Raw genomic sequence first — 21,921 nt, 5'->3', positions numbered from 1 at the left:
ATTTATAGAGACAAGTCCTGCAGCCGTTCCGATAATGTCGCGGAATCAGACTGCTCAGCGTCGATATCTTCCTTGACCTGTTGATACCAGGTCGTTTCATCCCACAGTTCAAACTTGTTGAACTGCCCGACCAGCATCACTTCTTTGGTCAGACCGGCATGTTGCCGTAACACAGGGGCAATCAGTAACCGGCCTGCGCTATCCATCTGACATTCACTGGCATGTCCCAATAACAACCGCTGCACGCGGCGTTCCTGCGGGTTCATGCTCGACAGTCGCGACAGCTTTTGCTCAATAATTTCCCATTCAGGTAAGGGGTAAAGCAGCAGGCAGGGGGAGTTGATGTCAATGGTGCAAACCATTTGACCCGTAGCATTCTCAATCAGCTGGTCGCGGTATCGGGTTGGTACCGATAAACGCCCTTTGCTGTCGAGATTGACTAACGTAGCTCCACGGAACATGCCAGTCTCACCCCTCCTCACCACTTTAACCCACAAATTCCCACCTAAAGGAGTTTACGGAGCGAGGGAAAAGCTTGTCAAGCCAGGACTCTCCCTATACAGGCCCGAAAGGCCTCTATTTACAGAGATAAACAGTCCTGGTTAATAACTGCACAACTGGCGAGGCAAAATTAACGTTATGAATATTTGTAAGAAAAAAACCGAATATGCACACTAGCGTTAAGGCTCACTCAATATCATCGCAGATAAATATAAAGTGTCAGTTTGCGACGCGGGCAGCATTTTATGACAGATTCTCAGGGGATAACAGCGCCAGATTCACCCCAGGGCTCGCGAAACGCGGCGGTTGCCGTGCAAGCTGGCACAGGAGAAGGAAAAACGTCTGAATATTCATCGCCGGAAGAGGGTTTGTAACAAAATAATACAAAGACAGGCATTTAAAATCGTTTAAACGTCCTTTAAAGGAACCATTAAACGCCAAAATGAATTAAGAAAAATAGCAGAAGGTAAATTCGCAAGAATTATCCTAATTTCTCTACGGGAATTATCCCGGCGAATTATTTCGTCAAAAGGGGGCAGATTTCTCCGCCCCGTCATTTCATTTATGGCGGCTCAAAATTCCGCGATGGTAAAGATTACGTTTAATACGCGTCAGACCCGGCTTCGGTTTACGCGGCTCGTCCAGACTTGCCAGCACAATTTCCAGCACGCGTTCAGCCACATCACGATGGCGTTGAGCCACCGCCAGAACCGGGCACTGGAGGAAGTCGAGCAGCTCGTTATCACCGAAGGTCGCGATGGCCAGGTCGGAAGGCAGTTTACCCTCACGGCGTAAGGTCACATCCATCACCCCCTGCAGCAGAGCAAATGAGGTGGTGAATAGCGCCTGCGGCATCGGGTGCGTTTCCAGCCATTTCTCGAAAAGCTGTGCGGCCGCTTCACGTTCATAGCTGTTGGCATAGAGGTAGTGCACCTCACGGGGATCGTCTTTCCAGGCGGTTCTGAACCCCTGTTCACGCAGGAAGCTGACTGACAGTTCAGGCAGCGCCCCCAGATACAGCACCGTTTCAGCCGGGAAGGTTCTCAGCTCTGCCGCCAGCATCTCGGCATCATCCTGATCGGCACCGACGACGCTCGTGAAATGCTCCCTGTCGAGCGCACGATCCAGCGCCACAATCGGGAATGGGTCGTTCGCCCAGCGTTGATAGAATGGGTGTTCAGGCGGTAAAGAGGTGGAGACGATGATGGCATCGACCTGACGCTGGAGCAGATGCTCAATACAGCGCATCTCGTTGTCGGGCTGGTCTTCCGAGCAGGCAATCAGCAACTGATAGCCACGCTGGCGCGCCTGACGTTCAAGATAGTTGGCGATACGGGTATAGCTGGTGTTTTCCAGATCCGGGATCACCAGGCCAATAGAGCGGGTGCGTCCGGCACGCAGGCCAGCTGCGACAGCATTCGGATGGTAGTTATGTTCACGAACCACCGCCATAACTTTTTCAACGGTCTTATCGCTGACACGGTACTGCTTTGCTTTACCGTTAATCACATAGCTGGCCGTTGTTCGTGACACGCCGGCTAGCCGGGCGATTTCATCCAGTTTCACAATTGCCCCTTAAAAAATGAAAAGAGTCCATGGCCTTGGCAAGGTTATGGTTAAATCTTTTAACATCTAAACGCAGAATAGCCTTCGCGGCAACCGCTTTTATCTCTGTTGTCGGCTGATTACACAAAAAAAAGCCCGGCTTTGGTGACCGGGCAGAAAGAGGCGAACCTTTTAGACAACTAACGCATGATCTTATCGCCGCGTGACAGGCCAACAACGCCCGATCTCGCAACCTCAACAATTTTTGCCACATCCCGTACAGATGCCAGGAAGGCATCCAGCTTGTCACTCGTTCCGGCCAGCTGAACCGTATATATAGAAGGCGTGACGTCTATAATCTGCCCACGGAAGATATCCGTGTTACGTTTCACTTCCTCGCGCCCGTAACCGCTGGCCTGGATTTTCACCAGCATGACCTCTCGCTCAACGTAGGCACCCTGCCCCAGCTCGCTGACGCGCAGAACATCGACCAGCTTATGCAGCTGTTTCTCGATCTGCTCAAGCACTTTGGCATCGCCGACGGTCTGGATGGTCATGCGCGACAGCGTCGGATCGTCAGTCGGCGCAACGGTCAGGCTTTCAATGTTATAGCCGCGCTGTGCAAAAAGGCCAATGACGCGCGACAGTGCGCCAGACTCGTTTTCCAGTAAAACAGATAATATCCGGCGCATATCAGGTTCTCTCCGTTTTGCTTAACCACATTTCATCCATACCACCACCGCGAATATGCATCGGGTATACGTGCTCGGTGCCATCAACAATGACATCCATAAAAACGAGGCGGTTATTTTTAACGTGCTCAAGCGCTTCACCGAGCTTCGTTTCCAGCTCTGCCGGATCGGTCACTCGCATCCCAATATGGCCGTAGGCTTCAGCCAGACGAACAAAGTCCGGCAGTGACGTCATGTAGGACTGAGAGTGACGACCAGAGTAGATCATGTCCTGCCACTGCTTCACCATCCCGAGATAACCATTATTCAGGTTCAGCACCAGTACCGGCAGCTCATACTGAAGGGCCGTCGACAGCTCCTGGATGTTCATCTGAATACTGCCGTCTCCCGTCACGCAGACGACGGTTTCGTCAGGCAGAGCCAGCTTGACGCCCAGTGCGGCAGGCAAGCCAAAGCCCATCGTTCCTAACCCTCCGGAGTTAATCCAGTGGCGCGGTTTATCAAACGGATAATAAAGGGCGGCAAACATCTGATGCTGACCCACGTCAGACGTCACGTATGCCTCGCCTTTCGTCAGCCGCCAGATAGTTTCGATCACCGCCTGCGGCTTAATGCTGTCGCTTTGCGTGTCATACTTCAGGCACTGACGCGCGCGCCATTGTTCGATCTGCTGCCACCAGTCACGGATCTCATCCAGCGGCTGGGAAGGCGGCTCCTGTGCCAGCAGATCCAGCATTTGCTCCAGCACCTGGCGGGCATCACCGACGATCGGCACATCCGCAGACACCGTTTTCGAAATAGAGGTGGGATCGATATCAATATGAAGCACGGTGGCGTTCGGGCAGTATTTCGCCAGATTGTTGGTGGTGCGATCGTCAAAGCGCACGCCGACGGCAAAGATCACATCGGAATGGTGCATCGTCATGTTGGCTTCATAGGTGCCGTGCATACCCAGCATCCCCAGAGCCTGACGGTGAGTTGCCGGGAAAGCGCCCAGCCCCATCAGCGACGACGCAACGGGAAGATTGAGTTTCTCGATAAGCTCCCGAAGCTGCCCTTCACAGGCAGAATTGATTGCCCCACCACCGACATAGACTACCGGTTTTTTGGCGGCCAGCAGCGTTTGCAAGGCACGTTTGATCTGCCCCTTGTGGCCCTGCGTCGTTGGGTTGTATGAGCGCATGCTCACCGACTCCGGCCAGACATAAGGAAGCTTGTTCGCCGGGTTCAAGATATCTTTCGGCAGATCGACCACCACCGGGCCGGGACGCCCGCTTGCTGCCAGCCAGAAGGCTTTTTTCAATATCCCCGGGATGTCTTCAGTTTGCTTAACCAGGAAGCTGTGCTTCACAACGGGACGCGAAATTCCCACCATGTCGCACTCCTGAAACGCGTCGTAGCCAATCAGTGACGTCGCCACCTGGCCGGAAAGAATAACCAGCGGGATAGAGTCCATATACGCCGTGGCAATGCCGGTGATGGCGTTTGTCGCGCCGGGACCGGACGTCACTAATACCACGCCTACTTCACCTGTCGCGCGGGCCAGCCCGTCAGCCATATGCACCGCCGCCTGCTCGTGGCGTACTAAAACATGGTCAATGCCGCCTACCGTATGAAGCGCATCATAAATATCCAGGACTGCGCCTCCGGGATAACCGAACACTTGCTTCACGCCCTGATCGATTAACGATCGGACGACCATTTCCGCGCCAGACAACATCTCCATGCTTTGCCTCCAGGCATTTTGTTATAGACGAGCTGCAGAATTCATTTCCGCACCGTCTTACGACTGGGTTAAACCAATCTTATATTTTGCAGAGTGATCGTTACCTTAACCGCTCGTTATGAGGCAGGCAATTAGCAGACCGGGTGAGCTAAACGGTTCGCAAAGCAGAAAAAACAGGTATTAAGGAAGGATATGGTCAATTCATCTGGTATTAGAGGATGAGATGATTAATCATCGCTGAAAAGCGCGTCGATTCAGGAAATCATCTATTTTTGCGAGCCAGAGAGCAGTAAGAAAAAATTCACAACAGAATAAAATAACAATAACAGAGAAAAAACCAGGATAAATCACACGCGAAGATGCAATTTATCCTGATGCGCTTATCGACGGCAAATACTGATCAGCAACTCTTCCATCCACTGATGCCCTTTATCCCGACCGGCGGCTTCATGCCAGGAGAGATAGCAGGTACGGCTATTCAGCTTGAGCGGCAACGGCAACATTTGCAGTTGTAGTTGACCGGAAAACTCTTCAGCCAGCCAGCGTGGTGCAATAGCCACCAGATGTGTCTGCGAGACCACGTTTAATACGCTGACCATTGCCATTCCCTGATAAGCAACGCTTGCCTGTTTATCCGCCGTGTCATACCACGGCAGGCTAAAGGAAGCATATCTGTCGAGCGCAACAACAGCATGCTGCTCGCTATAAACGTCACTTTCCCGAAGCGGAGAATTGAGTCGGGGGTGTTTTTTACTGGCGACCAACACCATTTCATCTTTAAACAGCGGAACGCAAGAAAATTCAGGACGTCGAAATTCTTCATATCCCAGAACGAACTCGGTCTCCTGGTAGCGTAACTGATGCTCTGTGTTTTGATTTAAGGATGATTTAAAAACCAGATGGATATTGGGAGCGATCTCTTCAACTTTATTATAAATAATCGACGTCAAATAATTATCTAACGGACTGCAAACACAAAGATTGAATACACGCTCACTGCTTAAAGGTTCAAAGCCTGACCCTGGCAGCTCGTTCTGAACCAGCTGCAACGCCTGACGGATAGAGCCGAATAACTGGAATGCCCGTGCGGTAGGCTGTATTCCTCTCCCGTAACGAACGAATAACTCGTCGTTAAACATAACCTTAAGTCTGGCGACAGCATTACTGACCGCGGGCTGAGACATCCCCAACGTATGGGCCGCCCGGGTGATATTCTGCTCCTGCATGACAGCATCAAATACCGTGAGCAGATTAAGGTCCACTGTACGTAACTGCGGTTTAATCCCATCAGTAGTTTGAGGTTGTTTAATATTAATTTCTGGCACTTCTGACTCCACTGTCACGCTACACTCCCTTTGCCAACGTACTGTAATAATTCCGAAGAATATGATTTACCATGCATATACGATCAGCGAAAGAGAATTATTTTAAATTCGGAAAATATAAAGAACAGTTTAGCGAAAATGACTTTTCGCCACTGACAAACGATAAAATAAACACCACTGCAAATGATATGCTTCACTTTAGGATTTGAATGAAACCATAAACTAGACCAATATACAATCGCCAGCGGGTTAATGATGTCTTAAGTATTATTAAACTGTTATTGCAACCCCGATTAAATAAGTTAACAATCTGTAATAACCATTAGACATCCGAAGTGATAAAAAACATTCACCGCATTTATAACTTAATGATATCAAACCCATTTGCGTCCCATACAATTGGGTAGCGAACTTTTAATTTATTCATCACAATTATATTCAATTATTTCTGCAACCTTTTTCTCAGTCCAAAATTAGACAATTTGTAGGGTCGGAAAAGCAAAACCCAGCACAATTAGCTAAAGCACATATCCTGTCAACCAGGCCAGCCGGGTGCGTTTTTGCCTGCAGGGGTTGACATGCACAGTCGTATCCAGTACCACTAAAAGCATATTGAATTTAACGGAGCACGATTCATGATTCGCACCATTCGTTTCACCGGTCTACTACTACTAAACGCATCCACTGTGCGCGGTAGACTGGCGGGCGAAATTCAGCGTTGAATCGTCACCAGTAAGACTAAAAACCCGCGCCACTGCGCGGGTTTTTTTATGCTCGTAGCAAGGCGCCCTAAGACTGACAAGGACCTAACCCATGAGCCAGCAAGTCATTATTTTCGATACAACTTTACGTGACGGTGAACAGGCATTACAGGCAAGCCTGAGTGTGAAAGAGAAACTGCAGATCGCGCTGGCTCTCGAACGTATGGGTGTCGACGTGATGGAGGTCGGTTTCCCTGTCTCTTCTCCGGGTGACTTCGAATCCGTGCAGACCATTGCGCGTACCATTAAGAACAGCCGCGTCTGTGGCCTGGCACGCTGTGTGGAAAAAGATATCGATGTTGCGGCCGAGTCGTTGAAGGTTGCCGAAGCATTCCGTATTCATACCTTTATTGCAACCTCTCCTATGCACATTGCCACCAAGCTGCGCAGCACGCTGGATGAGGTCATTGAGCGCGCGGTCTACATGGTCAAACGTGCCCGTAACTACACGGATGACGTTGAATTCTCCTGTGAAGATGCTGGCCGTACGCCGATTGAAGATTTGGCGCGCGTGGTGGAAGCTGCCATCAATGCGGGCGCTAAAACCATCAACATCCCGGACACTGTCGGCTACACCATGCCGTTTGAGTTCTCCAACATCATTACCGGTCTGTATGAACGCGTACCAAACATTGATCAAGCGATTATCTCCGTACATACCCACGACGACCTGGGGCTGGCCGTTGGCAACGCCATCGCGGCGGTGCACGCCGGTGCACGTCAGGTAGAAGGCGCGATGAACGGCATCGGTGAACGTGCAGGTAACTGTTCACTGGAAGAAGTGATCATGGCGATCAAAGTGCGCAAAGACATCATGAATGTGCATACCCGCATCAATCACAACGAAATCTGGCGTACCAGCCAGACCGTCAGCCAGATCTGCAACATGCCCATCCCGGCTAACAAGGCGATTGTGGGTACCGGCGCCTTTGCGCACTCCTCCGGTATTCATCAGGATGGCGTGCTGAAAAACCGTGAAAACTACGAAATCATGACCCCGGAATCCATCGGCCTGAACCAGGTTCAGTTGAACCTGACCTCCCGTTCCGGTCGTGCGGCGGTGAAACACCGTATGGAAGAGATGGGTTATAAGGACAGCGATTACAACATGGATCAGCTGTACGACGCCTTCCTGAAGCTGGCCGATAAAAAAGGTCAGGTATTCGACTATGACCTGGAAGCGCTGGCCTTCATCAATAAACAGCAGGAAGAGCCTGAGCACTTCCGCCTCGATTACTTCAGCGTGCAGTCAGGCTCCAGCGACATTGCGACTGCCTCGGTCAAACTGGCCTGTGGCGAAGACATTAAGGCCGAAGCGGCAAACGGCAATGGCCCGGTTGATGCCATTTACCGCGCAATTAACCGCGTCACCGAATACGACGTAGAGCTGGTGAAATATGACCTGACGGCCAAGGGCCACGGTGAGAATGCCCTGGGTCAGGTTGATATCGTGGTCACCCATAATGGCCGTCGTTTCCACGGTGTGGGCCTGGCGACGGATATTGTTGAATCCTCCGCGAAGGCGATGGTCCACGTGCTGAACAATATCTGGCGCGCCGCTGAAGTTGAAAAAGAGTTGCAACGCAAAGCTCAGAATAAAGAGAACAACAAGGAAACCGTGTAATGTCGAAGAATTACCATATTGCTGTGTTACCGGGTGACGGTATTGGCCCGGAAGTGATGGCACAGGCGCTGAAAGTACTGGAAGCCGTTCGTTCGCGTTTTGCGATGAAAATCTCCACCAGCCACTATGATGTGGGCGGTATCGCCATCGATAATCACGGTACTCCGCTGCCAAAAGCGACCGTTGAAGGGTGTGAAAATGCGGATGCAGTGCTGTTTGGCTCCGTGGGTGGCCCTAAATGGGAACACCTGCCGCCCGCCGAGCAGCCTGAGCGCGGCGCGCTGCTGCCACTGCGTAAACATTTTAAATTGTTCAGCAACCTGCGTCCGGCGAAGCTGTACCAGGGGCTGGAAACGTTCTGTCCGCTGCGTGCAGATATCGCGGCTAACGGCTTTGACATCCTGTGCGTGCGTGAACTGACCGGCGGGATCTACTTCGGGCAGCCTAAAGGGCGCGAAGGCAGCGGTCAGCATGAAAAAGCCTTTGATACTGAGGTCTATCACCGTTTTGAAATTGAACGTATCGCCCATATCGCCTTTGAGTCGGCGCGCAAACGTCGTCATAAAGTGACGTCTATCGATAAAGCGAACGTTCTGCAGTCTTCTATTTTGTGGCGTGAAATCGTCAGTGAAGTCGCGAAACAGTATCCGGATGTCGAACTGTCCCATATGTACATCGACAACGCGACCATGCAGCTGATTAAAGATCCGTCGCAGTTTGACGTTCTGCTGTGTTCCAACCTGTTCGGCGATATTCTCTCGGACGAGTGCGCAATGATCACAGGCTCTATGGGGATGTTGCCATCAGCCAGCCTCAATGAAGAGGGATTTGGCCTGTACGAACCTGCTGGCGGCTCCGCGCCCGATATCGCCGGCAAAAACATTGCCAACCCGATTGCGCAGATCCTCTCCCTGGCCTTGCTGTTGCGCTACAGCCTTGATGCCGGTGATGCAGCAACCGCAATTGAAAACGCCATTAACCGTGCGTTAGAAGAAGGTGTCCGTACCGGTGATTTAGCACGCGGCACGGCGGCAGTCAGTACCGATGAAATGGGCGACATTATTGCCCGCTATGTCGCTGAAGGGGTGTAATCATGGCGAAAACGTTATATGAAAAATTGTTTGATGCGCACGTAGTTTACGAGGCACCAAACGAAACCCCACTGTTGTATATCGATCGCCATCTGGTGCACGAGGTTACCTCCCCTCAGGCATTCGACGGACTGCGTGCGCATAAGCGCCCGGTGCGCCAGCCAGGTAAAACCTTCGCGACAATGGATCACAACGTCTCCACGCAAACCAAAGATATCAATGCGTCGGGTGAAATGGCGCGTATCCAGATGCAGGAGCTGATCAAAAACTGCAATGAATTTGGCGTCGAGCTCTACGATCTGAACCACCCGTATCAGGGTATCGTCCACGTGATGGGGCCAGAACAGGGCATCACCCTGCCAGGCATGACCATCGTCTGCGGTGACTCCCACACGGCCACCCACGGCGCGTTTGGGGCCCTGGCGTTCGGTATTGGTACCTCTGAAGTTGAACATGTTCTGGCGACGCAGACCCTGAAACAGGACCGCGCCAAAACCATGAAGATTGAAGTGAAAGGCAAAGCGGCCCCGGGCATTACCGCCAAAGACATCGTGCTGGCCATCATCGGTAAAACCGGCAGCGCAGGCGGCACCGGTCACGTGGTTGAATTCTGCGGTGAAGCCATCCAGGCACTGAGCATGGAGGGCCGTATGACGCTCTGCAACATGGCCATTGAGATGGGGGCAAAAGCGGGCCTGGTTGCGCCAGACGAAACAACCTTCAGCTATGTGAAGGGCCGTCTGCACGCGCCGAAAGACCAGGATTTTATTGAGGCAGTTGCGTACTGGAAAACCCTGAAAACCGACGATGGTGCGACGTTTGATACCGTGGTTACGCTGCAGGCGGAAGACATTGCGCCACAGGTGACCTGGGGAACCAACCCGGGCCAGGTGATTTCCGTTAACGATAATATTCCTGACCCGGCCTCTTTCAGCGATCCGGTCGAGCGCGCCAGTGCGGAAAAAGCGCTGGCCTATATGGGTCTGAAGCCAGGCATTCCGTTGACTGACGTGACCATTGATAAAGTGTTTATCGGCTCCTGCACCAACTCCCGTATCGAAGATTTACGCGCGGCGGCCGAGATTGCCAAAGGCCGTAAAGTGGCACCGGGCGTTCAGGCGCTGGTCGTGCCGGGTTCCGGCCCGGTGAAAGCCCAGGCGGAAGCCGAAGGCCTGGATAAGATCTTTATCGAAGCGGGCTTCGAATGGCGCCTGCCTGGCTGCTCCATGTGCCTGGCCATGAACAATGACCGCCTGAATCCTGGCGAGCGTTGTGCCTCCACCAGTAACCGTAACTTTGAAGGCCGTCAGGGCCGCGGTGGGCGTACTCACCTGGTCAGCCCGGCAATGGCCGCCGCTGCGGCAGTGACCGGTCATTTCGCCGATATTCGCAGCCTGAAATAAGGAGACAATCATGGCAGAGAAATTTACCCAACATACGGGCCGGGTTGTCCCACTGGACGCCGCTAACGTCGACACTGACGCCATCATTCCAAAGCAGTTTTTGCAGAAGGTGACCCGTACCGGGTTTGGCGCGCATCTGTTTAACGACTGGCGCTTCCTGGACGACAAAGGCGAAGTGCCCAATCCCGAGTTCGTGCTGAACTTCCCGGAATTTAAAGGCGCATCGATTCTGCTGGCGCGTGAAAACTTTGGCTGCGGCTCTTCCCGTGAACATGCACCCTGGGCGCTCACCGACTACGGGTTCAAAGTGGTTATCGCCCCAAGCTTTGCCGATATCTTCTACGGCAACAGCTTCAATAACCAGCTGCTGCCGGTGACGCTGAGCGATGCGCAGGTGGACGAATTGTTCACCCTGGTGAAGGCAAATCCTGGGATTTCGTTTGAAGTGGATCTGGAAGCGGAAGTGGTGAAAGCGGGTGATAAATCCTACAGCTTCAGCATTGACGCCTTTCGTCGTCACTGCATGCTGAATGGCCTGGACAGTATTGGCCTGACGCTGCAGCACGAAGATGCCATCTCCGCCTATGAGCAAAAACAGCCTGCGTTTATGGGGTAGGCTGCGTACCATCCCGGTGAAGATCAACATCGTCCAACAAAATGGTGCAGTACACCATCAGTGTTAATTGATGTGGGCCTCATCACTGTTTGCCTCTTGCGTCAGCCTGAGGCAAACAGCCTCGGCTCCCGCCACGCACTTTATGCGCCTTCTCAGACCCTGTCAGAAAATCGTTTTATTGCGTGAAGCCGCCTTTCAGAATCACACATCTTTTACCCGGCAGGTTAGCACCAGCGTCACCACGGAAATGGCCGCAATCATCCAGTACACTGACGCGTGGCCGTAGGTTTGCGACAACGCCCCCTGAATCACCCCTGCCAGAATAACGCCCGTTGAAATGCTGTTGGTAAAGAGCGTAGTGGCAGAGCCTGCCCGTCCCGGCATTAAGTCCTGGAACCAGAGCATCCCAATCCCGGCCACGATGCCAATAAACACGGCGTTAAACAGCTGCAGTGCAAGCAGTGCTTCGCGCGAATGGAAGACGATCAGCCCCAGATAAAAAAGCACTCCTGCCGCCACGGCGACGATCATCATGCGGCGCTTTCCAAAACGCTTAACGTAATAACCCGCCAGGATCATCGCCGGAATTTCCAGGCCGGCAGCCGTCCCCATCAGGATCCCCGCAAGCTTGTCCGGCAACCCCAGATCGCTGCTGATCCACAGCGGCATATCAATGATGTACATGGTGTTGCAGGTCCACATCAGCATGGACGCGATAAACAGCATGCGGACGTTTTTATCCTGCCAGCCGCTCACCTGGGTGATGGGTTTATCCGTCGTCAGCTCCACTCGCGCCACTGAGGGTAGCGCAAAGGCAATCAGTATCAGGCTGATGACAAAAATGCCGGCAGCGATGGAAAACATGGTGGTAAAGCCATAGTTCAGCGCCAGCATAAACGCCAGCGGCGGGCCGATCACCCAGGCCAGAGAGAGCTGCGCACGCATGACCGAGCTGAACATCACCACTTCCCGCGCCGAGTTATCCGCGTATTCACGGGCCAGCGCGAACAGCTGCGGCATGGCGGTATTGGCGAGCGACGCCAGAAGCACGCCGCAGGTAATCAGCGTCAGGTAATGGCGATTGAAGGCAAACAGCAGCGCGTTACCCACGGCCATGGCGCAGCAAAAGAGGATCAGTTTGCGACGATCGCCCCGATTGTCCGATCGTTTTGCCAGTGCCAGACTGACCAGGATCCCGGCGATGGCGTTCACGGTATAAAACAGCCCCACCCAAAACGGCTGCGCCCCCACCTCACGGCTGAGAAACAGACTCAGCGTCGGAGCCTGCAATGCCCCCGCCACGCCCATCATAAAGGCCACCAGCATAAAAGCGGCATACACGCCGTTCAGGCGTCGCCCCATCGTCATCAACCAGAGCATGCGCAAGTCCTTGTGAAAGCGAATCGAAAGTGGGTGAATAGTAAACGAAAAAAGCCAGCAAAAACATTTTGCTGGCGGGTGATAAGCACCAATACTCAGTCACACATGATCGAGGCGAGTTAGCAAGAAGAGGTCGGTTTTGTAACGTCCCACTGCATCAGATCTTCCAGGATTTTCAACCGTTGCTCTGCACACTGGCGGGCCAGCCAGGACGCTCCCTGCGTCGCTGAAAAATAACGCTGATAAAACTGACGTGCGGTAGACCTCTTCATAATTTACCTCCTCACTTCATCGGGAAGAATTATTGGCCTAATATAGGGATTAATAAATTGCTGGTTTTTTGTCAGGAGTTCCCCTTTTATGCCCTCTGGTCGTCTGCAACAACAATTTATCCGCCTCTGGCAATGCTGCGAGGGGCGATCGCAGGAGACCACGCTGAACGAGCTGGCGGACCTGCTCAGCTGTTCGCGCCGGCACATGCGCACGCTGCTTAATACCATGCAGCAGCAGGGCTGGCTCAACTGGGAGGCCGAGGCGGGTCGCGGAAAACGCTCGCGCCTGACCTTCCTGTATACCGGGCTGGCGTTGCAGCAGCAGCGGGCGGAAGACCTGCTGGAACAGGACCGCATCGACCAGCTGGTGCAGCTGGTGGGGGACAAAGCGGCAGTACGCCAGATGCTGGTGTCGCATCTCGGGCGCAGCTTTCGTCAGGGTCGCCACATTCTGCGGGTGCTCTACTATCGACCGATGAAAAACCTGTTACCCGGCACGGCGTTACGCCGCTCTGAAACCCATATGGCCCGACAAATATTCAGCGGCCTGACGCGCATAAATGAGGAAAATGGGGAACTGGAAGCGGATATTGCGCACCACTGGCAGCAACTTTCTCCTCTTCACTGGCGCTTTTTTCTACGTCCTGGTATTCATTTCCACCACGGCCGCGAGCTGGAGATGGTCGATGTGATTGCCTCTTTAGAGCGCGCCTGCACGCTACCGCTCTATTCCCATATTTCACGCGTTCACTCCCCTACGGCATGGACACTGGATGTTGAACTGTCTCAGCCGGACAAATGGCTTCCGTGGCTGCTGGGCTATGTGCCGTCGATGATTTTGCCCGGTGAATGGGAGTCGATGAATAATTTTGCCAGCCTGCCGATTGGCACCGGCCCCTACTCTGTATCGCGCAATAACAACAACCAGCTGAAAATCCGCGCTTTTGATGACTATTTTGGCTACCGGGCGCTGATCGACGAAGTGAACGTGTGGGTATTACCGGATCTCAACGAAGAGCTGAGCGCCGGGCTGACGCTGGAAGGGCCCACCACGGGCGAAAAGGCCGTGGAGAGCCGGCTCGAAGAAGGGTGCTACTACCTGCTGTTCGACAGCCGTACCCATCGCGGGGCAAACCATGAGGTGCGCAAATGGATAAGCCACGTGTTGTCGCCCTCCAGCCTGATTTATCATGCGGAGGAGCAGTACCAGACCTACTGGTTCCCGGCGTATGGTCTGCTTCCTCGCTGGCATCACGCCCGCCCGACATACTGCGACAAGCCCGCCGGGCTGGAGTCCATCACCCTGACCTACTATCGCGAGCACGTTGAACACCGCTTTATCGCCAGAATCATGACCCGACTGCTGGCCGCCGTTGGGGTGAGGCTGGATGTCAAAGAGGTGGATTACGATGAATGGCATCAGGGGGAGATCGTCAGCGACATCTGGCTCAACAGCGCCAACTTTACCCTGCCGCTTGATTTCTCGCTCTTCTCTCACCTGTATGAGGTCCCGCTTATCCAGCACTGCATAGACCGGGACTGGCAGCAGGACGCGGCCCGCTGGCGCGCCGGCGACATGAATCTGGCCTCATGGTGCCAGCAGTTGCTGGCTGAACAAGCGATCGTGCCGTTGATCCATCACTGGCTGATGATCCAGGGGCAGCGTAGTATGCGCGGTGTCAGAATGAATACGCTGGGCTGGTTTGATTTTAAATCCGCCTGGTTTTCCCCGCCGGAGCCATAACACTTTCGTAATATTTGCCAAATCATTACAATAGCGCCGTTCTCAACGGGGTGCTGCATCACTGATGTGCGCTGAGATAATACCCGTCGAACCTGATCCGGATAACGCCGGCGAAGGGATTTGAGGCTGTCACTCAAAATCCTTTGCCACTCAACCTTGAGGTGCAAAGTGTTAAAAAAAGTTCTCCCCCTTCTGGCGCTGTTTGCGCTGCCTGCCGTCGCGAAGCCCGTCCTGACGGTCTACACCTACGACTCCTTCTCAGCCGACTGGGGTCCGGGTCCGGTGGTGAAAAAAGCCTTTGAAGCTGACTGTCAGTGCGAACTGAAGTTCGTGGCGCTAGAAGATGGCGTCTCTCTGCTTAACCGCCTGCGCATGGAAGGCAAAAACAGTAAAGCCGATGTGGTGCTTGGGCTGGATAACAACCTGCTGGAGGCCGCCTCGAAAACCAAACTGTTTGCCAAAAGCGGCGTCGCCACCGATGCCGTCAGCGTCCCGGGCGGCTGGCAGAACGACACCTTTGTGCCGTTCGATTACGGTTACTTCGCGTTTGTTTACGACAAAAACAAGCTTAAAAACCCGCCGAAAAGCCTGAAGGAACTGGTCGAAAGCGAGCAGAAATGGCGCGTTATTTATGAAGATCCTCGCACCAGTACGCCAGGCCTGGGGCTGCTGCTGTGGATGCAGAAAGTCTACGGCGATGACGCTCCGCAAGCGTGGCAGAAGCTGGCCGCCAAAACCGTCACCGTGACAAAAGGCTGGAGCGAAGCCTACGGTCTGTTCCTGAAAGGGGAAAGTGATCTGGTTCTGAGCTACACCACCTCCCCGGCTTATCACATCATCGCCGAGAAAAAAGACAATTACGCCGCCGCCAGTTTTGCTGAAGGGCACTATCTGCAGGTCGAAGTGGCAGCCCGCACGGCATCCAGCAAACAGCCCGAACTGGCCGAGAAGTTCCTGAAATTTATGGTCTCCCCGGCATTCCAGAACGCGATTCCAGCGGGTAACTGGATGTACCCCGTGACCAGCGTGGCGTTGCCAGCGGGCTTTGAGAAACTGACCAAACCGCAAACCTCGCTGGAGTTTACGCCTCAGCAGGTTGCCGCGCAGCGAGCAGCATGGGTAAGTGAATGGCAACGCGCCGTCAGCCGTTAATTCCCGGCTGGTTAATTCCTGGGCTGCTCGCCGCCGTATTGATGGTGGCGGTCAGTCTGGGCGCATTCCTTGCCTTGTGGTTTAACGCGCCAGAGAGCGACCTGTTCGCGCTCTGGCACGACAGTTATCTCTGGCACGTTATCCGTTTCTCTTTCTGGCAGGCCTTTCTCTCTGCGCTGCTGTCGGTTATCCCCGCCATTTTCCTGGCTCGCGCGCTTTATCGCCGCCGTTTCCCCGGCAGGCAGGCCCTGCTGCGCCTGTGCGCCATGACGCTGATCCTGCCGGTCCTGGTGGCCGTGTTTGGCATCCTGAGCGTCTATGGTCGTCAGGGGTGGCTGGCTTCACTTTTCAGCCTGCTGGGTCTGGAGTGGCGCTTCTCGCCCTACGGACTGAAGGGCATTCTGCTGGCGCACGTCTTTTTCAATATGCCGATGGCGACCAGACTCTTTCTACAGGCACTGGAAAACATCCCCGGTGAACAGCGCCAGCTTGCCGCCCAGTTGGGCATGCGCGGCGTATCCTTCTTCCGCCTGGTCGAATGGCCGTGGCTGCGTCGTCAGATCCCGCCGGTTGCGGCTCTGATCTTTATGCTCTGTTTCGCCAGTTTTGCCACCGTGCTTTCACTCGGCGGCGGCCCGCAGGCCACCACCATAGAACTGGCAATTTACCAGGCGCTCAGTTACGACTATGACCCCGGCCGCGCCGCGCTGCTGGCGATGGTGCAGATGGTTTGCTGCCTGTGCCTTGTGCTGCTGAGCCAGCGTCTGAGCAAAGCCATCCCGCCGGGCAGTAATCAGATAACCGGCTGGCGCGACCCGCAGGACAGCATGCATAGCCGGATCGCTGACCTGCTGCTTATCACGCTGGCGCTGCTGCTGCTGCTTCCGCCGCTGATGGCCGTCATCGTCGATGGCCTGAACCTGAATCTCGTTACCGTGTTGCAGCAGCCCGTTCTCTGGCAGGCAACGTGGACCTCGTTACGGATCGCGCTGGCCGCCGGGCTGCTGTGTGTCATGCTGACCATGATGCTTTTATGGAGCAGCCGCGAGCTTTACGCGCGTCAGACCCGTAAAGCCGGGCATGCCCTGGAGCTGACAGGCATGCTGATCCTGGCGATGCCCGGCATTGTACTGGCGACGGGGTTCTTTTTACTGTTCAACAGCACTATTGGCCTGCCGGAAAACGCTGACGGCATCGTGATTTTCACCAATGCCCTGATGGCGATCCCCTACGCGCTGAAGGTGCTGGAAAATCCGATGCGAGACATCAACAGCCGCTACGCGCTGCTGTGCCAGTCGCTCGGTCTGCAGGGCTGGCAGCGGCTAAAGATTATCGAACTGCGTGCGCTGAAACGCCCGCTGGCCCAGGCCCTGGCCTTCGCCTGTGTGCTCTCAATTGGTGATTTTGGTGTCGTGGCGCTCTTCGGTAATGAAGATTTCCGCACCCTGCCGTACTGGCTGTACCAGCAAATTGGCTCCTATCGTAGCCAGGAGGGAGCCGTCACGGCGCTGCTGTTACTGATGCTCTGCTTTGCCTTATTTACCGTTATCGAAAAACTTCCGGGGCGTAATGTTAAAACTGACTGATGTAACCTGGCTCTACCAGCATCTGCCAATGCGCTTCTCCCTTTCGGTTCGTCAGGGAGAGATGATTGCGGTTCTGGGTCCGAGCGGGGCCGGAAAGAGTACTTTGCTCAATCTGATTGCCGGTTTTCTGCAACCGGCGAGCGGGTCGATAGTGATTGAAAACCGCGACCATACGCGCACGCCACCCGCCCGACGTCCGGTGTCGATGCTGTTCCAGGAAAATAATCTGTTCATGCATCTTACGGTGCGGCAAAACATCGCCCTGGGTATGGATCCTGGCCTGAAACTCAACGGCGGTCAGCGCCAGAAGCTGGAGCTGATTGCCGCTCAGATGGGCATTACCGCGTTTATTGACCGCCTCCCTGAAGCCCTCTCCGGTGGGCAGCGTCAGCGGGTGGCGCTGGCGCGCTGCCTGGTGCGTGAGCAGCCCATACTGCTTCTGGATGAGCCCTTCTCTGCACTCGATCCTGCCTTGCGTCAGGAGATGCTTACCCTGGTGCAGGACGTGTGCCAGCGTCAGCAGCTGACAATGCTGATGGTTTCGCACAGCATTGAGGATGCCGCGCGGATTGCGCCACGATCGGTGGTCATTGCAGAAGGGCGAATTGCCTGGGATGGCGGCACAGAGGAACTGCTCAGCGGTCACGCAGGGGCGTCTTCATTGTTAGGCATCAGTGCGGGCTGACCCTCTCCCACGGGAGAGGGAAACAGATTAACGGCTCACCACCTTCAAGAGGATTTCACCGTACACCGGCATCAGCGGGTGGCGAATCAGGGCGACCAGCGCCACCACGGCAACCCCCAGCATTAACGGCGCGAGCCACAGCAGGCGCGAGCGTGGCAGATAACGCGTCAGGCGATCAACATTCGCTTTCGCGCTGCGCCACAGTCGCCAGCACAACCAGGCAGCGATCCACAACAGCAGGGCCGTAGCCAGCAACAACCACTTAAACTCGCCACTTTGCATTCCGTCAGGAATATCAACGGTGGCCCCTGCCAGGATCCCCGGCAGAAAGTAGAACGGCGGCCAGAAAACACAGCCGATGATGTTCGGCACCACGAATTTCGCAACAGGCAGATCCAGCATCCCCGCGACCATCGGCACCAGCGGACGCGTTGGTCCAACAAAGCGACCGACGAGGATCGTGAACATGCTGTGCTGATGCAGCGCATGTTCGGTTTTATCCAGCAAGGCTTTGTTCTTTTTCATGAACGACCAGCGGTGCAGCGGTTTCTTAAAGCGCCAGCCCAGCCAGAAGGAGATCCAGTCGCCAAGTAAACAGCCGATAATCCCCGCCATCCACGCCTGCCAGAAATTCACTTCACCGCTGCCAATCAACGCGCCCAGCCCCGCCATCATCACCGTGCCGGGGAGGATCAACCCAACAAGTGCAAGCGATTCCAGAAACGCCACCAGCGCAACGGCGATAAGCGAATACATAACGGACTGGGTGATAAAATGTTCCAGCAATGCCTGCATAACTATTCCGGTCAGAAAACGAATCAGGGATTCTGCTTAGCGCCCTGCACCGCGTCAAGACAACAATTGTCTGAATAGTTTACAGGTTGCTTCCACAGTTCACCTGCTTGTTTATCTTTTTTTACCGTTTATTCACATCCTGCCCGGAATTCACTGGGGCTGGCACCGGTGCATTTTTTAAATACCCGGGAGAAATAGAGCTGATCTTCAAAGCCCACATTGCGCCCCACGGTGGCAATGGGCATGCGGGTGGTGCTGAGCAGGAGCTTCGCCTGGCTGATACGCTGGTCCTCACGCCAGCTCAGGACGCTAACGCCCAGCTGCTGACGGAACAGATGTGACAGCCGCGACGGTGAGAGACACACATGCTGGGCGACGCTGGCGATATCGAACTGGCTGTCGGCCAGATGGTCGCTGATGTACTGGCAGGCGTCGCGCACGCGGTTGTCCAGCGGAGGATTAAGTGACGCGTTTATCGCCTCCATCCGGCGCAACAGCACCTGTTCAAGCAGGTTAATCGCCAGCAGTTCGGCATACCGGCCACCCGCCTGCCCCGCTTCAATAATTTGGGCAAAGAGTTCGCGGAACTGAGACAGATGAACCTCGTCCGGGCGATAAAAACCGGTGTGCGCAAAAATTGCCGGCCACGAGAGCCACTCCTGCCAGTAGGCGCGCGGGCGGAAGTAGACCCACTGGTGATACCACTCTTTGGCCTCCGGGTGGCGCCCGTAGTGGTGGATCTCCCCCGGCGGAAACAGCAGCATATCGCCCGGACGGCAGACAAACTGCTGATCGTTATTTTTGATAATCCCTTCCCCACGCACCGTCAGGTTCAGAATATACCCTTTCATCCCGAGCGGTCGGTCGACGTAAAAATCGAGATATCCCTCAGCCTCGATAGGGGTCAGCCCCGCCACCAGGTGAGCATTAAACGAGTAGCCCGGTAATAAGGGATCGTTTTGCGTTTCGGCCATAGATTCAGTTCTCCCAAGGGTCCTGAAGGAAACCAATTGTCCATATCGATAAAAGCAGTATAAAAATGGCCCGCGAAAAGATCCAAAAAGCATCACGCCTCTTTTACGTCCGCCATGTTTCAGCCTTTCCCCCTGATTTATCCGCCCACGGGGGCAGATCAGCAGTAACAAAAGTGTCTATAAGTGCGGCAGAAATGTCCACATTGATTATTTGCACGGCGTCACACTTTCTATTGCAACAGCAATTTAGTCCATAAGATTAGCGGATCCTGCCTGACGATTTTCGCCTCCAGTCTCTAATGTTCTCTCATACCTGTTTTTTGATGGAGCAACACCATGGCAATTGCGATTGGCCTCGATTTTGGCAGCGACTCGGTTCGCGCTCTGGCAGTGGACTGTACAAGCGGCCAGGAAATAGCAACCAGCGTTGAGTGGTACCCGCGCTGGCAAGAGGGGCGCTACTGCGATGCGCCAAATAACCAGTTCCGTCACCATCCACGTGACTACATTGAGTCGATGGAAGCGGCAATCAAAACCGTACTGACTGAACTGACCGACGCCCAGCGGGCAGAAATCGTCGGGATTGGCGTCGACAGTACCGGCTCAACGCCTGCCCCTGTGGATGCCGAAGGCCATGTTCTGGCGCTGCGTCCGGAGTTTGCTGATAACCCGAACGCCATGTTCGTGCTGTGGAAAGATCACACCGCCGTTGAAGAGGCCGAGGCCATTACCCGCTTGTGTCACCAGCCCGGTAAAACGGACTACTCGCGCTACATCGGCGGTATTTACTCCAGTGAATGGTTCTGGGCAAAGATCCTTCACGTAACCCGCGCGGACGCATCCGTTGCGCAGGCCGCGGTATCGTGGATTGAACTGTGCGACTGGGTACCAGCCCTGCTCTCCGGTACCACGCGTCCGCAGGATATCCGCCGCGGACGCTGCAGCGCCGGACACAAATCCCTGTGGCATGAAAGCTGGGGTGGCCTGCCACCGGCGGCGTTCTTCGATGAACTCGATCCCGTCATCAACACGAGTCTGCAATACCCGCTGTTTACCGACACTTTCACCGCCGATATTCCGGTGGGTACGCTTTGTGAAGAGTGGGCGACGCGCCTGGGTCTGCCGCAAAACGTGGCCATCTCCGGCGGGGCGTTTGACTGTCACATGGGCGCGGTGGGTGCCGGTGCCCAGCCAAACACGCTGGTGAAGGTTATCGGCACCTCCACCTGCGACATTCTCACCGCGGATAAAGCCAGCGTAGGCGATCGGGCGGTAAAAGGCATCTGCGGCCAGGTTGACGGCAGCGTCGTACCGGAGTTTATCGGTCTGGAAGCGGGTCAGTCCGCCTTTGGCGATATCTATGCCTGGTTTGGCCGTGTGCTGGGCTGGCCGCTGGATCAGCTGGCCGCGGCGCATCCTGAGCTGAAGACCCAGATTGCCGAAAGTAAAAAGCAGCTTTTGCCGCAGCTCACCGCCGCGTGGGCAAAGAATCCTTCTCTCGATCACCTGCCGGTGGTGCTCGACTGGTTCAACGGTCGCCGTACGCCATTTGCCAACCAGCGCCTGAAAGGGGTGATCACCGATCTTAACCTCGCCACCGACGCGCCAGCGCTGTTTGGCGGCCTGATTGCCGCAACTGCCTTTGGGGCGCGCGCCATTATGGAGTGCTTCACCGAGCAGGGCATCGACGTCAACAACGTGATGGCACTGGGCGGCATCGCCCGTAAAAACCCGGTAATCATGCAGGCCTGTTGTGACGTGCTGAACCGTCCGCTGCAGATTGTCGCCTCCGATCAGTGTTGTGCCCTCGGTGCAGCGATCTTCGCGGCCGTTGCGGCAGGCGTTCATGCCGATATCCCGACCGCGCAGCAGCACATGGCGAGCGCTGTCGAAAATACCCTCCAGCCGCGTGCTCAGCAGGCGCAGCGTTTTGAACAGCTTTATCAGCGCTATCAGCAATGGGCAAAAAGCGCCGAACTTCACTATCTCCCTGTCGCCGCCCCGGCCAAACACACCGCGGACACTACGGCAACCCTGACACATTAAGGA

At 54.8% G+C, this 21,921-nt stretch carries 19 protein-coding genes and 1 riboswitch; of the genes, 10 read left to right on the top strand and 9 right to left on the bottom strand.

The window, feature by feature from the left end; translation table 11 throughout:
* Positions 1-2: 2 nt before the first annotated feature.
* The 5 genes from mraZ to leuO form a co-directional block, all read right to left on the bottom strand.
* Complete coding sequence (gene mraZ, locus AM379_RS11580) at positions 3-461, bottom strand: division/cell wall cluster transcriptional repressor MraZ (RefSeq protein WP_025205427.1); 459 nt, start codon at positions 459-461, stop codon at positions 3-5.
* A gap of 598 nt (positions 462-1,059) precedes the next feature.
* Positions 1,060-2,067: a catabolite repressor/activator gene (gene cra / locus AM379_RS11575; RefSeq protein ID WP_014168621.1), complete on the bottom strand. Its 1,008-nt coding sequence runs from the start codon at positions 2,065-2,067 to the stop codon at positions 1,060-1,062.
* Positions 2,068-2,246: 179 nt separating this feature from the next.
* The gene (gene ilvN / locus AM379_RS11570; protein WP_003856371.1) at positions 2,247-2,738 is read right to left on the bottom strand and encodes an acetolactate synthase small subunit; all 492 of its coding nucleotides are present in this window, start codon (positions 2,736-2,738) and stop codon (positions 2,247-2,249) included.
* Between the two features lies 1 nt (position 2,739).
* Entirely contained in the window at positions 2,740-4,464 is a 1,725-nt protein-coding gene (gene ilvI, locus AM379_RS11565; protein ID WP_014168620.1) for an acetolactate synthase 3 large subunit, read from the bottom strand.
* A 380-nt stretch (positions 4,465-4,844) separates the two neighbouring features.
* Complete coding sequence (leuO, locus tag AM379_RS11560; RefSeq protein WP_032669418.1) at positions 4,845-5,789, bottom strand: transcriptional regulator LeuO; 945 nt, start codon at positions 5,787-5,789, stop codon at positions 4,845-4,847.
* Between the two features lie 635 nt (positions 5,790-6,424).
* Here leuO and leuL point away from each other — a divergent pair.
* The 5 genes from leuL (at position 6,425) to leuD (ending at position 11,284) form a co-directional block, all read left to right on the top strand.
* Positions 6,425-6,511 carry a leu operon leader peptide gene (gene leuL / locus AM379_RS24630; RefSeq protein WP_071530973.1) on the top strand — a complete coding sequence of 29 codons (87 nt, stop codon included), beginning with the start codon at positions 6,425-6,427 and terminating at the stop codon, positions 6,509-6,511.
* Between the two features lie 91 nt (positions 6,512-6,602).
* Complete coding sequence (gene leuA / locus AM379_RS11550) at positions 6,603-8,174, top strand: 2-isopropylmalate synthase (RefSeq protein ID WP_014168617.1); 1,572 nt, start codon at positions 6,603-6,605, stop codon at positions 8,172-8,174.
* Positions 8,174-9,265, top strand: a complete 1,092-nt coding sequence (gene leuB, locus AM379_RS11545; RefSeq protein ID WP_032679621.1) for a 3-isopropylmalate dehydrogenase — start codon at positions 8,174-8,176, stop codon at positions 9,263-9,265. Before leuA ends, leuB begins: the two co-directional genes overlap by 1 nt.
* Before the next feature lie 2 nt (positions 9,266-9,267).
* Complete coding sequence (gene leuC, locus AM379_RS11540) at positions 9,268-10,668, top strand: 3-isopropylmalate dehydratase large subunit (RefSeq protein ID WP_106503729.1); 1,401 nt, start codon at positions 9,268-9,270, stop codon at positions 10,666-10,668.
* A gap of 10 nt (positions 10,669-10,678) precedes the next feature.
* On the top strand, positions 10,679-11,284 hold the full coding sequence (leuD, locus tag AM379_RS11535) for a 3-isopropylmalate dehydratase small subunit (protein ID WP_032679620.1): 606 nt from the start codon (positions 10,679-10,681) through the stop codon (positions 11,282-11,284).
* Positions 11,285-11,485: 201 nt separating this feature from the next.
* On the opposite strand, the gene AM379_RS11530 is transcribed toward leuD, so the two are convergent.
* Both AM379_RS11530 and sgrT read right to left on the bottom strand, forming a co-directional pair.
* The gene (locus tag AM379_RS11530) at positions 11,486-12,664 is read right to left on the bottom strand and encodes a sugar efflux transporter (protein ID WP_032679619.1); all 1,179 of its coding nucleotides are present in this window, start codon (positions 12,662-12,664) and stop codon (positions 11,486-11,488) included.
* A 119-nt stretch (positions 12,665-12,783) separates the two neighbouring features.
* Positions 12,784-12,936, bottom strand: a complete 153-nt coding sequence (gene sgrT / locus AM379_RS11525; RefSeq protein WP_014168612.1) for a glucose uptake inhibitor SgrT — start codon at positions 12,934-12,936, stop codon at positions 12,784-12,786.
* A gap of 88 nt (positions 12,937-13,024) precedes the next feature.
* Here sgrT and sgrR point away from each other — a divergent pair, with 88 nt between their 5' ends.
* The 4 genes from sgrR to thiQ all read left to right on the top strand — a co-directional run bounded on the left by sgrR (position 13,025) and on the right by thiQ (position 18,103).
* Complete coding sequence (gene sgrR, locus AM379_RS11520; RefSeq protein WP_014168611.1) at positions 13,025-14,680, top strand: HTH-type transcriptional regulator SgrR; 1,656 nt, start codon at positions 13,025-13,027, stop codon at positions 14,678-14,680.
* Positions 14,681-14,716: 36 nt separating this feature from the next.
* Positions 14,717-14,817, top strand: a riboswitch (TPP riboswitch).
* Between the two features lie 31 nt (positions 14,818-14,848).
* The gene (thiB, locus tag AM379_RS11515; RefSeq protein ID WP_032679618.1) at positions 14,849-15,832 is read left to right on the top strand and encodes a thiamine ABC transporter substrate binding subunit; all 984 of its coding nucleotides are present in this window, start codon (positions 14,849-14,851) and stop codon (positions 15,830-15,832) included.
* The gene (thiP, locus tag AM379_RS11510; RefSeq protein ID WP_106503728.1) at positions 15,808-17,418 is read left to right on the top strand and encodes a thiamine/thiamine pyrophosphate ABC transporter permease ThiP; all 1,611 of its coding nucleotides are present in this window, start codon (positions 15,808-15,810) and stop codon (positions 17,416-17,418) included. Before thiB ends, thiP begins: the two co-directional genes overlap by 25 nt.
* Positions 17,402-18,103 carry a thiamine ABC transporter ATP-binding protein ThiQ gene (gene thiQ, locus AM379_RS11505; RefSeq protein WP_106503727.1) on the top strand — a complete coding sequence of 234 codons (702 nt, stop codon included), beginning with the start codon at positions 17,402-17,404 and terminating at the stop codon, positions 18,101-18,103. The genes thiP and thiQ overlap by 17 nt, the downstream gene beginning before the upstream one ends.
* 27 nt (positions 18,104-18,130) lie before the next feature.
* Here thiQ and AM379_RS11500 read toward each other — a convergent pair whose 3' ends face one another.
* Both AM379_RS11500 and araC read right to left on the bottom strand, forming a co-directional pair.
* Entirely contained in the window at positions 18,131-18,898 is a 768-nt protein-coding gene (locus tag AM379_RS11500; RefSeq protein ID WP_014168607.1) for a DedA family protein, read from the bottom strand.
* A gap of 128 nt (positions 18,899-19,026) precedes the next feature.
* The gene (gene araC / locus AM379_RS11495) at positions 19,027-19,872 is read right to left on the bottom strand and encodes an arabinose operon transcriptional regulator AraC (protein ID WP_106503726.1); all 846 of its coding nucleotides are present in this window, start codon (positions 19,870-19,872) and stop codon (positions 19,027-19,029) included.
* A 336-nt stretch (positions 19,873-20,208) separates the two neighbouring features.
* Between araC and araB the strand changes: the two genes are divergently transcribed.
* Positions 20,209-21,918: a ribulokinase gene (araB, locus tag AM379_RS11490; protein WP_025205438.1), complete on the top strand. Its 1,710-nt coding sequence runs from the start codon at positions 20,209-20,211 to the stop codon at positions 21,916-21,918.
* The last annotated feature ends 3 nt before the right edge of the window (positions 21,919-21,921 follow it).

This window comes from Enterobacter cloacae complex sp. FDA-CDC-AR_0132, from assembly GCF_003010695.1.
Taxonomy (GTDB): Bacteria; Pseudomonadota; Gammaproteobacteria; order Enterobacterales; family Enterobacteriaceae; genus Enterobacter; species Enterobacter ludwigii.
The sequence above is the reverse complement of the archived record's forward strand: the minus strand, read 5'-3'. Positions and strand labels throughout refer to the sequence as shown.